Origin of the sequence: Nocardia yamanashiensis NBRC 100130, assembly GCF_001613325.1 — a bacterium.
In the GTDB taxonomy this organism is placed as follows: Bacteria; Actinomycetota; Actinomycetes; order Mycobacteriales; family Mycobacteriaceae; genus Nocardia; species Nocardia yamanashiensis.
This window is the reverse complement of the sequence record NZ_BDCD01000025.1, coordinates 134,921-150,611: the sequence shown is the minus strand read 5'-3', so window position 1 is coordinate 150,611 and position 15,691 is coordinate 134,921. Positions and strand designations below refer to the sequence as shown.

General features: G+C 64.8%; 9 protein-coding genes. 1 reads left to right on the top strand and 8 read right to left on the bottom strand.

The annotated features are described in order from the left end of the window. Positions 1–3 precede the first annotated feature (3 nt). From lpqB to NY1_RS29390, 4 genes are all read right to left on the bottom strand, one after another. Positions 4–1,818, bottom strand: coding sequence for an MtrAB system accessory lipoprotein LpqB (lpqB, locus tag NY1_RS29405; RefSeq protein WP_067720316.1), 1,815 nt, complete (start codon positions 1,816–1,818; stop codon positions 4–6). Further along, positions 1,815–3,680 (bottom strand): MtrAB system histidine kinase MtrB, encoded by a 1,866-nt coding sequence (gene mtrB, locus NY1_RS29400; protein ID WP_067720314.1) that lies wholly within the window; start codon positions 3,678–3,680, stop codon positions 1,815–1,817. Before mtrB ends, lpqB begins: the two co-directional genes overlap by 4 nt. After that, the gene (gene mtrA / locus NY1_RS29395) at positions 3,677–4,354 is read right to left on the bottom strand and encodes an MtrAB system response regulator MtrA (protein ID WP_029931579.1); all 678 of its coding nucleotides are present in this window, start codon (positions 4,352–4,354) and stop codon (positions 3,677–3,679) included. Before mtrA ends, mtrB begins: the two co-directional genes overlap by 4 nt. Positions 4,355–4,432: 78 nt before the next feature. Then, positions 4,433–5,080: a dTMP kinase gene (locus NY1_RS29390; protein ID WP_067720312.1), complete on the bottom strand. Its 648-nt coding sequence runs from the start codon at positions 5,078–5,080 to the stop codon at positions 4,433–4,435. Positions 5,081–5,182: 102 nt separating this feature from the next. Here NY1_RS29390 and NY1_RS29385 point away from each other — a divergent pair, with 102 nt between their 5' ends. Beyond that, on the top strand, positions 5,183–6,283 hold the full coding sequence (locus tag NY1_RS29385; protein ID WP_067720311.1) for a glycerophosphodiester phosphodiesterase: 1,101 nt from the start codon (positions 5,183–5,185) through the stop codon (positions 6,281–6,283). 1,048 nt (positions 6,284–7,331) lie between these two features. Here NY1_RS29385 and NY1_RS43180 read toward each other — a convergent pair. The 4 genes from NY1_RS43180 to NY1_RS29365 form a co-directional block, all read right to left on the bottom strand. After that, complete coding sequence (locus tag NY1_RS43180) at positions 7,332–8,018, bottom strand: colicin immunity domain-containing protein (RefSeq protein ID WP_157762539.1); 687 nt, start codon at positions 8,016–8,018, stop codon at positions 7,332–7,334. Between the two features lie 287 nt (positions 8,019–8,305). Continuing rightward, a complete protein-coding gene (locus NY1_RS29375) occupies positions 8,306–14,539 on the bottom strand; it encodes a putative T7SS-secreted protein (protein WP_157762538.1) in 6,234 nt (2,077 codons plus the stop codon). Between the two features lie 3 nt (positions 14,540–14,542). Next, on the bottom strand, positions 14,543–15,181 hold the full coding sequence (locus tag NY1_RS29370) for a hypothetical protein (protein WP_067720305.1): 639 nt from the start codon (positions 15,179–15,181) through the stop codon (positions 14,543–14,545). Positions 15,182–15,184: 3 nt separating this feature from the next. Beyond that, on the bottom strand, positions 15,185–15,592 hold the full coding sequence (locus tag NY1_RS29365) for an SseB family protein (protein WP_067720303.1): 408 nt from the start codon (positions 15,590–15,592) through the stop codon (positions 15,185–15,187). Between the last annotated feature and the right edge of the window lie 99 nt (positions 15,593–15,691).

The window sequence follows — 15,691 nt, the reverse complement described above, 5'->3', positions numbered from 1 at the left end:
CGCCTAGCCGGGCAGCACCGGAATGGCATTGGCGCCCAGACCCGGAACTTCGCGCCAGAAGTATTCGCCGCCTTCGGGATTGCGGGTCAGTTCCAGCACCGCGCGCGAGTCGGCCACGTATTCGTGATCGGGCGCGGCGCTGACCACCCGCACCGGCGGGGTCAGGTTCTGGGTGCTCTGCGGCTGGAATCCGGAGCCGTCGACCAGCACGGTGGCGACCGGATCCACATTGCCCTCGCGGCCGACGATCACCTTCTCGTCGTTCTGCCAGTCCAGCGTGACCGCCGACGTGCTCAACCCGACCGCCAGCGGCAGCGGCGAGGTGAGCGCGTACTTGCCGCCGCCCTGCGGGGTCACCACGGCCACGTACACCTTGCCGTTGGCGATGAGCGCGGCGCGCGCCCCGGACGGCGAGATGCGCAGTTCGGTGATCGGCCCGCGCGGGGCGCTGGCGGCGTTGGCGCCGGAAGCGGCCGGGGGCGTGGTCAATTCGCCGATGGTCACCTCCTGCACCGACACATTGCCGGTGGCCCGGTCGTGCACGGCCCGGATCACCTTGTCGCCGTCCTGCACGGTCCAGGCCGAGCCGCCGTCGGCGGGCCAGGACGGGCGGGTGAAGGTGCCGGCGGTGGCGACCGGGAAGCCCTGGCCGTCATAGGTGCCGATGACCAGGGTGCGCTCGGGTTCGGGTGCGGGACGGCCGGATCCGGCGACGGCGGCCACCAGCTGCCCGTCCGGGGACAGTGCCACCGATTGCAGGCCGTGCGTGCTGCCGAAGAAGCCGGGCGCGGCGGTGATGCCGTTCTCGGTGACCGCGACCAGCGAACCGTCGCGCACCGCGTGCAGTCCGACACGATTGCGCGCCACCGCGTCCGGGCTCATGGCCTCCACGTCGGCGGGATTCCAGCCGATGGTGGCGTAGCGCTCGTCCAGGGGTTTGCCGTCGGCCAGCAGGAAGTACGGTCCGATCACCTCGGCGCCGGCCAGGGTCAGCACGGTCTGGGTGGCCAAGAGCTCCTTGGCTTTCGGATCCAGATTGGACGCCCCGGCGAAATCGATCTGCACGCCGCCCGCGCCGACGCCGACATTATCGGTCTCGCCATTGGGTTTGCTGACCGGGCCGCGCAGGGTGACGCCGCCGGAGAGCGGATTGCGCACCGCGGCGGTGAGCGCGTTCTGCGGGCCGTCGGCCAGCATGCCCATCAGTTTCTGGGCGAGCTGGTCCTTGCGCGCGGAGATCCAGCGCAGGTCCGGAACCATGGCCGCGCCCGCGACATTCGGGAAGAACAGCGAATAGCGTTTGTAGGACTTGGCGAACGCGGTCTGCTCGACGATGACGCCCGGCGGCAGTTCGTCGACCCGCCACTCGCCGTCCACTTTGACCAGTTCGACCTTTTGCTCGAGGGTGCCTTCCGAGGCCCTGTACGAGCTGTCAGCGGCCAATTCGCCTATCTTGCGGGCTCGGATCACATAGGTGGCGGTATCGGCCGTACGGGACTCACGGAGCGTGTCCGGGCGATCGACGATGGTGGTCCCGGCCGCGTCGTCCCAGCGGATATTGGCCGAGGGCGAGAGGAATTGCCGGGCCGCCTGATGCCGGTTGGTGGGATCGGCGGTGGCCTGCAGGAAGTCCCGCAGCAGCTGATCGGGTTCCCGTCCGGAGATGGGCGGGGTGGGACCGGCGCTGGTGGGTTGCCGGTCCAGCGTGCCCAGCGCCTGCGGGGCGGACGAATCCGGCAGGCTGGCACAGGCGGTGAGACCCACCAGGCAGGCGAGGGCCACGAGCGCCCGGGCCAGGCGCGGGGAGCGTGCGCTCATGGTTTGCCGTCCGTGGCGTCGGCGGCCGCGCCGTCCGGGGCGCCGGCGGTGTCGCCCGCAGCGTGATCGGCCGCGGGGAGTTCCGCGTCGATCACGACGGGTTCGGCGGCGGGGGTCTGCGGATCGGCCGGACCGGGTTCGGTGATCACGCCGCCCGCGGGGAGGGTGGCGAATCCCGTGGTGGCGGGGGCGGAATCGGCTTCTGCGGTGTCCGGCTGGGCGGCCGGCACGGCCTCGAGGGCGAGGGTCTCCTCCAGGGGCCGCTTCTTGGGCGGTTCCAGCGAGAGCGGGCTGGGCCCGAGCTTCTTGCCGCGCACCAGCGGCAGGGTGAGCCGGAAGCAGGCGCCGACGCCGAGTTCACCCCAGGCCTCGAGCTTGCCCTCGTGCAGGTTGGCGTCCTCGACGCTGATGGACAGGCCGAGTCCGGTGCCGCCGGAGCGCCGCATGCGCGACGGGTCGGAGCGCCAGAACCGGTTGAACACCAGCTTCTCTTCGCCCGGCCGCAGGCCCACGCCTTGATCGCGCACCACGATCGCCACGGCATTGGCGTCGCCGTCACCGCGCATGCGCATCAGCACCGGTTTGCCTTCGCTGTGGTCGATGGCATTGGCGAGCAGGTTGCGCAGCACGCGTTCCACGCGGCGCGGATCCACTTCCGCCACCAGCGGTTCCTCGGGCATGTCGACCACCAGCTCGACGCCGGATTCCTTGGCCAGGTGCCGGACTGTGGACACGGCGGCCCGCGCGCACATGCGCACATCCAGCGATTCCACTTGCAGCTCGGCCACACCCGCGTCGTGGCGGCTGATTTCGAGCAGGTCGTTGAGCAGGCCCTCGAACCGGTCGAGTTCGTTGACGAGCAGTTCGGCGGAGCGCGCCAGCGCCGGATCCAGGTCGTCGCTGGAGCCGTGGATGAGGTCGGCCGCCATACGCACCGTGGTCAACGGCGTGCGCAGCTCGTGGCTGACGTCGGAGGTGAAGCGGCGCTGCAGATTTCCGAACTCCTCGAGTTGGGTGATCTGGTTGGACAGACTCTCGGCCATCTCGTTGAACGACATGGCCAGCCTGGCCATGTCGTCCTCGCCGCGCACCAGCATGCGCTCTTTGAGGCGTCCGTCGGCGAAACGACTCGCGATGCGCGCGGCGGATCGGATGGGCAGCACGACCTGTCGCGTGACGAGCGCGGTGATGGCGGCCAGCAGCACCAGCAGCACGATGCCGCCGATGAGCATGGTGCCGCGCATGAGGCTGAGGCTGTTCTGCTCGTTGGTGAGCGGGAAGATCAGGTAGATCTCCAGCGTGGGGATGTCGGCGGCGGGCGATCCGATGATCAGCGCTGAACCGCGGTACCCATCCGGATCGGAGACCGTGGCGAATTGATAGCTGACCTGTCGTTCCTGCACGAAATGGCGCAGTTCCGCGGGGATTTCCTGGATCGGGCCGGCATTCAGCTCGGACTGCGAATCGCCGATCATGGCCAGCGCCGAGTCGTAACTGCCTGCCGCGCCGCCGGATTGGGAGCCGCCGCCCCCGGCCAGGGCGCGGCGGGCATCCTCCAAGCGGGCGAGCTGGGTGCTCGAATCGTGCACGCCGGTCAGCGTGGCCTGCACCGTGTTTCGCGCACGGCCCATCTCCTCGACGGCCGCGTTGATCTTCGCGTCCAGCAGCCGGTCGGTGATCTGACTCGTGAGCACGACTCCGAGAATCGTGATCACGATCAGCGACAGGGTGAGGGTGGACACGACGACGCGCAATTGCAGCGAACGCCGCCAGACGTGGCCCAGTTGTTCTCCGACATTGCGGAACCAGGCCACCACTACCGCCAGCCACCGCTGAACGCGGTTTCTGGAACCAGCGATCACGGCGGTCCGGCCTTGTAGCCCACACCTCGCACGGTCAGCACGATCTCAGGGTTCTCCGGATCCTTCTCCACCTTGGCGCGCAACCGCTGTACGTGCACATTGACCAGGCGGGTGTCGGCGGCATGCCGGTAACCCCAGACCTGTTCCAGGAGCACTTCGCGGGTGAACACCTGGCGCGGCTTGCGGGCAAGCGCGACCAGCAGATCGAATTCCAAAGGAGTCAGCGAGATCTGCTGACCGCCGCGAGTCACCTTGTGCGCGGGCACATCGATGACGATGTCGGCGATGGAGAGCAGTTCCTGCGGCTCCTCCTCGGTGCGGCGCAGGCGGGCCCGCACGCGAGCAACGAGTTCCTTCGGCTTGAACGGCTTGACGATGTAATCGTCTGCGCCCGACTCCAACCCCAGGACGACGTCGACCGTATCGGTCTTCGCCGTCAGCATCACGATCGGCACTCCCGAGTCGGCTCGCAGCACCCGGCACACGTCGATGCCGTTCATGCCGGGCAGCATGAGATCCAGCAACACGAGATCCGGACGCAGCTCCCGGACCGCGGTCAGCGCCTGCGTGCCGTCACCGACGACGTGAGGGTCGAAACCCTCACCGCGCAAGACGATCGTGAGCATCTCCGCGAGAGCCATATCGTCGTCGACGACCAGAATCTTCGGCTTCATAACTACTATGTTGTCACCTTCCGCGCTCCGATCGGGCCGCCACGCCAACACTCGTGACCTGTCGGCGCACATCCAACCCTATCCAGCAACATTTTCCGCGAGCCGCGCCGCCAGTGTTGCCGGATCGTCACCGCTCCGATGCACCCACCACGGTCCAAACCAGTTGATTTCGGCCAGCTCACGATAGACGTTTCCGGTCCGCCGTTGCAGCCCTCCGTCTTTCTCGTAGGCGTCGAGTGCGCGAGTCGCATCGGCTTCACCCCGCAGCCGGGCGCGTTCCTCCGCCACATCGACCGGGACATCCAGGAGAATCTGGACATCCGGGACAGGCAGGGCGAACCTTTCGAACTCCAATTGGCCGATCCAGGCGACGGTTTCGCCGCGCGCGTCCTGCTCGGTGCGGGCGGCGGAGTAGGCGGCATTGGACGCCACATACCGGTCCAGCAGCACAATGTCATTGTCCGCCAGCAGTTTCGCCAATTCGTCGCGGGCGCCGGCGCGGTCGAGGGCGAACAGCAGCGCCATGGCGTTGACCGACTGGGCGGTATCTCCATGGCCACCGCGCAGCGCCTCGGCCGCCAGGTCGGCGTGCACCGACGCGCCGTAGCGCGGGAAGGCGAGCGTCGCGACCCGCAGCCCGCGTGCGGTGAGCGTGGCCACCACGGCATCGGTCAGCGTGCGCTTGCCCGCGCCGTCCAGACCCTCGATGACCACCAACGCACCCATGTCCGCGAGGGTACCTAACGATCGTGGTCGAGCGGCGCTGGGAGGCGGTTTGCGCCGAACATCCGAATTTTCAGTGGCTGAATGATTGCTATAGTCCCGCCCATGACTTCCCTAGGCGTCAAGTCAGTGCAGCTCAAGCGCGCTTTTGCGATCTTAGGAGCAGCGATAGCGGCAGTCGGATTGACCGCCTGTGGCAGCTCGGACGACAAGGGTTCGGCCACCACCAGCGCCACCGCCGCCGCGGACGCGACCCGCAAGTTCGATCTGCAAGCCCATCGCGGCGGGCGCGGCATGACCATCGAGGAGTCGCTGCCCGGTTTCGCCAAGGCCATCGAACTGGGTGTCTCCACCCTCGAACTCGATATCGTCCTCACCAAGGACAAGGTGCCGCTCATCTGGCACGACCCCGCCATCCAAGCCGAGAAGTGCACCGACACCGCCCCCGCCTTCCCCGACGACCCGCAGTTCCCCTATGTAGGCAAACTGGTCCACGACCTGAACTACGACCAGATCCGCACCCTCGACTGCGGCAAGAAGCTCGCCGGTTTCCCCGAGGCCCAAGAACTTCCAGGCAACAAGATCGCCCGCCTCCCCGAGCTCTTCGAGCTGGTGAAGACCTACCCCGGCGCGTTCGAAGCGCTCCGCTACAACATCGAAACGAAGATCGAGGGCGAAAAGCCCGAACAGTCCGCCACCCCCGAGGAATTCGTGGACGTCATCCTCGGCGCCGTCCACGACGCCGGCGCCACCGACAAGGTCGAAATCCAATCCTTCGACTGGCGCAGCCTCCCCCTGGTGAAAGCCCGCAACTCCACCATCCCCACCGTGGCCCTCTACGACGACTCCACCTTCAAACCGAACAGCCCCTGGCTCCAGCCCATCCGCTATGAGGATCACGTCGGAGATCCCCTGGGCGCGATCAAGGCTCTCGGCGCCGACATCTCCTCCCCGAGTTATGTGAACCCCTGGAACAGCGAGGTGAAGGCCGGCGACGCCGACTTCAAGCTCACCACCACCGCCGAATACGTCTCCAAGGCACACGATCTCGGCATCAAGGTGATCCCGTGGACCGTCAACGACAAGGCAACGATCGCCCTGGTCCTCGACCAGGGCGTAGACGGCATCATCACCGACTACCCGAACCGAGCCCGAGAAGCAATGCAGGAGAAGGGCTACCCCCTCCCACCCGCATTCCACAAGTGACGCACCGAAATTCCCGGTAACACAACACCTTTCACAATCCCCGAAAACGGGCCGGCCGCACTGAGCGACCGGCCCGTCCCCTTACCCGGGGGTCTATTTCACGCAAATATCGATAACCGGCAACCAAGTCCCACCCGTCAAAGTGCAAATAGCAGCATTGATCAACTGACTGGCACTCGACCCCGTCCCCGCAGACCCGGACGGCCCATTCCCCGACAACGAGTCCAGCGACCCGGTACTACCACCCGCGACCGGCGCAACGGGCTCGAGCACAACCGGAGCCGCAGAAGCGGTACCCGCAGTAGCGATAACAGCGGAAACAGCGAACGCACCCAAGGTCGCCCGCGAGAACCGGCGGGTCACAGCACTTTTCGACATGCCAGGCAGCCTACAAGGATTGAACAACCAACGTTTCAAAATTGGCGATTCAACCTTCGACTCGCCCTACTGCGCAGGCGGATACCCGGGCGGCTGTTGCGGATGCCCATACTGCCCCGGCTGCGGACCATTCGGCTGCGGATACCGGTAACCCTGCTGCGGCTGATAGCCCGCAGGCTGCTGAGACCATTGCCCTTGCGGCGCATACGGTCCCGGCTGCGGATACCGCCCCGGCGGGTAGTACGGCATTCCAGCCCCCGGCGAACCATACGGCGGCCGTTTCGAGGACCTACCGTTCACGATCAACATCACGACCACGAAAATCACCAACCCGATCCCCGTAACCGCCCCAAGCAGTTCGAACATACCCTCGCCTCCCCAAACACCCCGCGCCGCAGCCAATCAGCCACCCCGCCCGACAGCCGATACAAACACACCCATCACCACCCCCGCAACATCATGAGCCTTTTGCTCCACTTTCCGGCCCCACCCGCAGAAAACTACCAACAGACGCCATTAGTGGAGCAAAAGCCCACCCTCCACTACACCCCGGCGAACGCCGCACCCGATTCTCCGAAACCACCACGCCCACAGGCCGAACCAGCACCCTCATCCGCGCCTGAGCTCCCTCACCCAACCGTTTCCACCGCGCGAACGTCCTTGGCCAATTTCACAGACGAGTGATGTCACCCAACACCACTCGAACTTCCGCGATCAGCTCTTCATCAGTCAAGTCGCCTTCCTCCCTGCTGGAGGAATCCATGGGGTAATCCTCTAAACAGAAGAACACCCGATCAAGCAGACGACCGAACGGTTCTCGAACACGCTCATCTCGATCGATCGACCGGTGCCTGGCCGCATACCAGGCCCTGGCAAATTCCGGCGCGGAAACCATGCCCGTGGCGAGCAGCTGCATAAGCCGGAGCTGCTCCGCAACCCCGCTGCCGGGTTCAACCTCCGCCGGCCGGACCCAGGTTCTCACATACCACCCATCACTACCGGCCGGTGGCACCCAGGTAGGTAAGTCCAACATCTTCATCCAGAAGAGAATTCTGGAACCTTCGCGGTCAGCCAAAAATGTACGATCCCAGCCATCTGATCGATGCACATACACGGAGGTGACAATCCCGCCGTCATAACCTTCCAGAAACTGGATAAGATCGTCAGTCCACCGCTGAAGTTGCGGTCCGTTGCTGGCAAGCCTCGATCTTCTCCGGTATGTACTCAACAACCCCGATACATGGGTCCGACCAGTGCTTACCGTTGCTAGTTCATCGATACCCTCGTATGCACCCTCCGCGACCAACCCGTCACTAACAGCCTGGTGGACAAGTTCAATCAACTTATCAACATTCATCGATGGTCGAAGGCTCCGTACGAATGGTAACCAGGCCGGACATTCGATCAGGCGACCCACCCGATATCCGAACCTCAGCCGAGTGCGGCGTGTCGAAGAACTCTACCGACTTTCCATATCGCCGAATCCCCGCAATATTGAATCCATCAATCGTACGCTCAGATCCATTTTCGTCTACTCCACCAACGACAGAGTCGCCTACACTCACTGTGCCATCAACGCACCGAACCACGCAGGTTGCGGAGCCATGAGCAAACTCGACTGGTTGCAATATTTCCATCGCACCACTATTTCCCATAATTAGCCGCCCTCTCTATGAAGTGCTCGATTTGCCCTGGGGACAGCTTAGGAGTCTCCAGGAGCAATGGGCTAAGATCGTCTACCCCAATCTTAGCAGGCAGTCTTATACCCATTTCCTCAAGAATAGATCGGGCGAATGATACAGGTATTTCAATACTCGCCCTGGCAGCAAACTCCACCGGGATGATCCCGAGGCCGACCTCTGCCTCTGCAGGAATATATCCGAGATATCGCTCCACTCCCAAAATATCCTCGGGACGAGCGATCTGCACAACTGCTTCGCCGAACTGCTCCGAGTGTGTCCCGAAAATGGTTGCTACTCCGGGATCCGATGAGGTCGGAGTAACCTCGACGCGTTGCGTTCCCGGCGATCCCTCATAACCCACCGTTGTGCCGCGAAATACCGGTGGGTCACACCCCTCAGGAGTTAGGCCAAGCGGGTCACTCCATACCATTGGATTGTGAGGATACGAATTCGGATTCTGAGACGGAGTCAACCCCAGCGGATCCGACGTAAGATACCGACCGATTTCGGGATCGTAGTACCGATGCACGTTGAAATGCAGGCCGGTCTCCATGTCTTCGTACTGACCACAGAACCGCAACAAGGTGCTGTCCGATCCCGACCAGGTCGTACGACCCCAGGTGCTGGCATTCGCAGTGCCAACGGTGTGCCCAGTACTGGGATCCACCAACTCGATCGGCCGCCCGACCAGGTCAGTGATAATCACCCGGAATTCGCGCTTTTTCGTGCCTCCACCGACGGTTTGGCCGATCGGCTTCTTGGACTTAGGGTGATAGCACCAACGAGTATATGACCCGGCCACCATCTGTTCGATAAGATCAGTGCCGTCCCAGATGTAATCCACCTGTTCAAGCACGGCACCTTGCGGAGCGAGCTTTCGCTTACTCACCCTACGACCTAGGGCATCATAGGTGTAATTCCAATGCTGCCCCTCCGGGGTTAATATGTCAGTAAGCTGATCGAATCCATTGTAGCGATAAGACCACTCATCCGAGTCGCCCGAAATGCCAACTGAAGCCTTACGAACGAGACGGCCAGCATCATCGTATTCATAGCGGCGACGGCCATCACTGACGAGCAGGTTGTTGAGGTATTCATGCGGTGCGAGATGTTCGAGAGAACTCGAGCCTACACCGAATTCGGCGCCGACGCCCATTTCCGACTTCACGATAGGCGTGGCACTACTCGTAATATTGCCGAGCTCATCGTAGGCATAGCGCTCAACGGCCGTGCCATTGTGAGTGACAAGTGCGATTCGCCCGACTGGATCCAATTCATAGTCGTAATGCTGCGGTGTGTCTTCTGGGCGGTGAGTGGTCAGGCTCGTTATGTATCCGTCTGAACGCCAACCGTATTCGTCGTTGCGAACCAGGCGCGGCATCGGGCGCGGCGCGGTATCGAGTCCCAGATTGAGGAATCTAGCCGGGTGAGCTGTCACCTCTTGGCGAAGGAGACGACCAACTGGATCACGGATGTGATCGACGGCCAGCTCGTCCGCCTGCCACCGCGTCAGACGGCCTGACGAATCATATGTGAAATCGACGCCGTTGCCGTCGACAGAAAGGGAACTCGGACGGCCGAGGTAGTCATAGCTCCAGCAGGTTTCCCCACCAGAGGGAGTAACACGGCTGATTCGACGGCCATATTGGTCGTATTCGAACCGCATCGGAGCTTGGTCGTCGATTTGTTGGGAAACAAGTACACCTGCTGGGCTATAAGCGAATTCCAGAGAATGTACAGGGGAATCCTCGTGTCCCGTGGTGGCGGTTAGGGGGCGACCCACGATGTCGTGGGTGTAGGTGATCCACTCACCGGAATCGGCGGTAATGGACGTCAGACGACCAAGGATGTCGTACTCGTGGTGGCGAGTGATGCCGTTGGCGGGTGTGATGGTCGCAGTGCGTCCGACGTGATCGTGGGTGTAGCGGGTGGTTGCACCCTGGTAGTCGGTCTGGGATACGAGACGTCCCGCCAACGAGTACTCGTAGTGCCAGGTTTGACCGTTGGGATTGGTTACAGCGGTGAGACGACGTTCGGTGTCATGGGTGAATTTTGTGGTTGCACCTGTTGGATCGGTACGAGTGGCAGGTAGGTCGAAGGCTTTGTAGGTGTAGCGAGTCGTGCCGCCGTTGGAGTCAGTGTGTGTGAGGAGATTGCCCTCGCCGTCATAGGTCCAAGATTCGGTGTGCCCGGTGGCATCAGTATGGGTTAGGGGTTTGCCTTCTGGGGTCCAGGTGTAGGTGGAGGTGGCTCCCAGGGCGTCGGTGATTCGATGAGGCCGACCGAAAGCGTCTCGGATGATTTGCGTTCGGGCTTCGAACGGGTCGGTGATGAGAGAGGGAAGACCAGCCGCGTCTGCTTCGAGAATGGTCCTTGCACCGGTGGAGTCAGTGACGGTGGCGGTAGCACCGGAGGAGTGATATGTGCGTTCAGTGCGATTGCCCAATGGGTCGACGCCGGCTATCAAGTTGCCCTGGTCGTCCCATTCACGCTGCCGCACAGTGCCATCCACCTCGGTGATGCGGATGGGACGGTGGCGGAACAGGTAGTCGATGGTGAGGGCGTGGCCGTCGGGGCGGGTGATGGAAGCTACGTCGCCGTGTTCGGTATAGGCGTAGTGGGTGGTGGCGCCGTCGGGGGCGATAACGCGCAGGGGGTTGCGGTCGGTGTTGTAGTCGAAATGGGTTTGGGCGCCGGCGGGGTCGAGGATGTCCCGGAGGCGGAGGTCGGTGTCGTAACCGCGGGCGGTGCGGGCGCCCAGGGAGTTGGTGTGGGTGGTGAGGGAGCCGGTCCCGTCGGGGAAGGTGAGGTAGTCGAATTCGCAGCTGAGGACGCCGCCGATGCCCTGTTGGCGAACGACGCGGCCTTGCTCGTCGTAGGTGTTGAGCATGTAGTTGTCGTTGGAGTCGGTCCACGACAGCATGCGGTGGTGGTCGTCGTAGGTGTAGCGGGTGGTGCCGCCGTAGGAGTTGGTGACCGCGGCGAGTTGGCCTGCTTCGTAGCCGAAATGCCGGACGGGGATGAGGGTTTCGGTGGCTGTGGTGCGGTCGACCACGGCGACGCTGGTTACGCGGCCGTGGGCGGTGGTGAGGCGCACGGTGTAGCCGCCGGTGTGGGTGATCTCGGTGGGGTTGCCGTCGGCGTCGTAGTGGAAGCGGATGCGATTGCGGTGGCGGTCGGTGATGGCGGAGATGGCGTAGTTGCCGAGGGCTGCGTCGAGTCCGCCCAGGACGGGGTCGGGGGCGAAGTGCCACAGGAGTTCTCGGTCGCAGTCCCAGACGCGGTAGCCGCCGGAGTCGGTGCGGGTGAGGGTCCAGCGGAGGGCGCTGGTGGTGGGGGTTACGGGGTGGTCGATCTCGGGGTGGGGGTAGGTGAGGACGAGGCCGTCTTCGCCGATGAAAGTTACGGAGTGGTCGGTTACTACCAGGCGGATGTCGAGAGTGGCCGACCACGAAGGGCCGAACCAGCGGCCGAGGCGGTAGTTGGAGCGGTGGCGGCGGACCAGGATGAGCGGGAGGATGCCCGGCAGCGTGAGATCGGTTTCGGGGACGAAGAATTCGCCCGTGGCGGCGTCGACCGGGTCGCCGCAGCCGTCGACCTTGCCGGGTGTTTGAGAGGCCTCGGGGCCGTCGTGTGAACCTTCGCCGAGTTGTTGTTGATCGGAGTCGGCGCGGTGGGCCGGGCCCGCATCGTCGGCGGCGGGTTCGGTGTCGGTGTGCTTCGGGCCGCCGGCATCGTCGGGTTCGGGAGTGCCCTTGTTTCCGGGACCGTCACCGTCCGGCGCGTGGTCGGGCGCTTCGGCGTGCCCGGGTCTTTCGTGAGCGTTGGGAGCTTCGTGCGTGCTGGGGCCGTGGCTCGCACCGGACTCGCCCGGCCAGCGCGGGGCGCCTTCGTCGGGAAGGGCTCGGGCGGTGGGTGATTCGGCATGGGGCGGCGTCCCGTCACCCGCGCCATCGCGATCGGATGGGGTGCGGTGCTCCGAGTCCGGTGTGCGGTCTCGTGGTTCCGGGTCGGCGTGGCGCGGGCCGCTGGGTTCCTCGGCGTGCGGACCGGGACGCTCGGATGCGGGTTCGCGGCGGGCGGGCTCGGCGTCGCGGCCGTGGGGGCGGTTGTTCGCCTCGCCGGGGCGCGAGGGAGAACTGTCGTGCGGCTTGGGCGCGGTGGAGGATTCGGGTGCCCGGCCCGCATGGGTCGGCGCGGTGTTGTTGGGATGGACCGTCGTCGCTGGAGAGTCGGGGTTGGCGCGACCCTCGCTGGGAGCGTGGTCCGGGGTGCGAGCTACCGGAGCCTCGTCGCCGATTCGGTTCGGTGCGTGCGGGGCAGGGTCGGCGTCCGATCTCAGCGACGCCGGAGCCACATCGGATCTCGGACTGCTCGGAGCCGCATCGGATTTCGGTGCCGCCGGAGCTGCGTCGGAGACATCCCGGGCCGGAGTGGCGCCGGGTTCATGGGTGGATGCCGCCGGTTCGGACCGGGCCGGAGCCGGCTCGTGGGTCGCGGCCGGAGATGCCGATTCCGGGGCGCTGGAGTGGGGCGCGGCAGGGGACCCGGATTCCGGGGCACTGGAGTGCGGCGCGGCGGGCTCTGCGCGCGCGGGCGCCTCGGACGCGGGGTGGCTGCCGGTCGGGGCTTCGGTACGCGCATGCGTTTCAGCGCTCGGGTGCGCGGCGGGGGAATCGGCACGGGGAGAGGGGTTTTCGAGGTTGGTGTGGGTTCCGGGGTTCGGCTGCCCGGATTCTCCGCGGTCGTGCAGGCTCGACGGCGCCTCGGATTTCGGTTCGCCGTGCGAGACCGGGGCATCGGGCTCGGGGTCTGCGTGTGTGGTGTGGCCCGGCGCTTCGGATTCCGGTTTCGGCGCGGCGGATTCCGGGGCGGGACCGTGCTGGGTACCGGCGTCGATCGACGTATTGGGTGCGGGGTCGGTCTCGCGCGGCACGCCGGCGCTGGGCTTCTCCGCCACCGGTTTCTCCGCGGCGGGGGCCGAGTGGGAGGGTCCGTGAGTGTCGCCGAGATTGTCGGCCAGATTCGATTTGGGGCGGACCCCGGTGGGGAGATCGTCCACCAGGCGTGTGGTCTTGACGGCCGCGGTGCCCGCCTTGTCCATCAGCGACACAGCGGTTTTGGCGCTGCCGCCACCACCGGTGACGAGGTTGAGCGCGACCTCGCTGGTGAGCATGCCCGCGAATTCGAACGGGTTGGTGCGGGCCTCGGTCACCATGGTGTCGATGACTGCGGCGGGGTCGGAGGCGGCGATGACCAGGCCGGTGCCCAGGTTCGACATGGCCTCCTGGTATTTCGCCGGGTGGGTCATGTTGTAGGTGTCGGTCGGATTGACCGCGCGTATGAACGCGACCGTGCTGGACAGACCGGTCAGGAAGCCGTTGGAAAAACTGTTCTTGGCGTGTTCGGCGATGTCCGAAAGGTCGCTGAAGTCGGCTGCCAGACGGGAGGTGAATGGCGGTTTCTCAGGGGCTTTGCCGGTCGAAACCGCGATATTGGCGGCGACTTCGGTGGCGGTGGTGTCACGGGCGGTACGGGCGTCCAGCAGGATCTGGTGTGCGTTGCGCCGGATCTCGCTCCAGGTGTCCTTCAGGGAGCCCTGCTGTTTCTGCTGATCGCCGGTGAGGGAGTTCCACCACTTCTTCTTGGTTTCTTCCTCTGTGGCGGCCCGCTTCCATTCCGTGACGGCTTCGGAGGCACGGGTTTGCGCGGTCTGGACCGCGTGGGACCAGACGTTCAGGTGGCCGGCCGTGGCGGTGAATGCTTCGGCGCTGTCCCACCAGAGTTTCGGCTGCTTGTCGTAGACGGCGTTGAAAGCGTCCGCACCCTCGCCGGTCCAGTTCGCGGTGTCGATGGCGCGCAGCGCGTCGCCGGTGGAGGAGATGGATTCCGCCATCTTCCCCAATGTCTTGACGACGGAATCGATCTCGCTCGGCTCGCCGCGGATCAATTCCTTCGGATCCTCGGACTGCCACAGTTCACGCTCGTCGACCGCCCCACCGGTGATCGATTCGATCTGGTCGCCGAGGTCGTTGAGGAACTCGGATACCCCGTCGAGACCGAGCTTGTCGGCGAGCGCGGCCTGACCTTCGAGGACGGTATCGGCGGCGTGGCCGAGCGTCTCGGTCGCCTTCTCCACGCCGCGGTCGATGATGTCGACCAGGTTGTCGAGGCCCAGACGATTGGACAACCCCACGGTTCAGCTCTTCTGCGGATTCAGAATGGCGGCAGCCTGTTCCGCTCCCTGAGTGTTCCAGCCCGCGTCGGGCAGACCGCTGGCCGGGAGTTTGGGTCCGCCCAGGAATTGCGATGCGGCACTCACATTCGCCAGCGCCTGCGGCCCGACCGTTTGGATGACCTGCGCGTTCTGCTGCATCTTCGCCTGTGCTTCGCGAAAAGACGCGGCCGAGTAGTCGGCATTGAGGACCTGGTTGAACGGATTGTCCGCCAGCGTCTCCCCCAGCGTCCGTTTCTTGATCTCGTCACTCGACAGGTGCGGATTGCCCACCAGGTTGGTGTAGATCTGCTTGAGCGTGTCCTTGCTGGCCTGCTCCATCATGTTGTAGCGACCGGCCGCCAGACCCAGCGTCTCCGCAATCGAATTGCCGGCCTGCACGAGATTCCGCACGCCCCAGGACCACCGGTTGGTGAATTCCTCGAACCCCTTCTGCACGACTTCTTTTCCGGCCTCCAGCGGCGACAGCGCCAAGGCCGAGAAACCGCGACCCGAGGCCGCCGCCTCCTTCACCCCGATCTCCGACAGCTCGCCGATGGTCGCGGTGATCCCCTGCGCGGCCTGAATCAACGTTTCCGCCGGGACTTCCAAATTGTCCGACACGATTTACACCCCCTGCTTCCGAAGCTCTTCGAGTTGATCGTCGGCGAGTGCCGGCGGGAACGCCATCGGCCTCGGGCCGACGATATCCACCGCGACCCCGGTGGGCTCGGCGCAACCGTCGGCGTATTCGGCCAACCGCCAGCCACTCAACGTCTGATAGCGATGGTTACCGCCAGGCTGCAACTGCGCACGCGCCGAAAGCCATTCCGCGAAAGGCTCCTCCCCGGTGAACACACACAACCAGGCGACTCCCCCGAATTTCGAGACAGTGAACTGCCGCTCCGCGGTGATCGGCACCAGCAGCGCCGCCGCGCGAAACGCTTCCTTCAAGGCGGCGGCATTGCCGAAACCCGCGTAGAAAGCCTCGATCTCGTCACGCAATACGGCGGTATCGGATCCCAGATCGATCATGCCGAAGCCCCTCCCCTCCCCGCACCCCTACGGTGATCATGTTCGACGAGCATAGCTGGACCGCAGACCAGACGGGCCGGTCGCATTGGCGACCGGCCC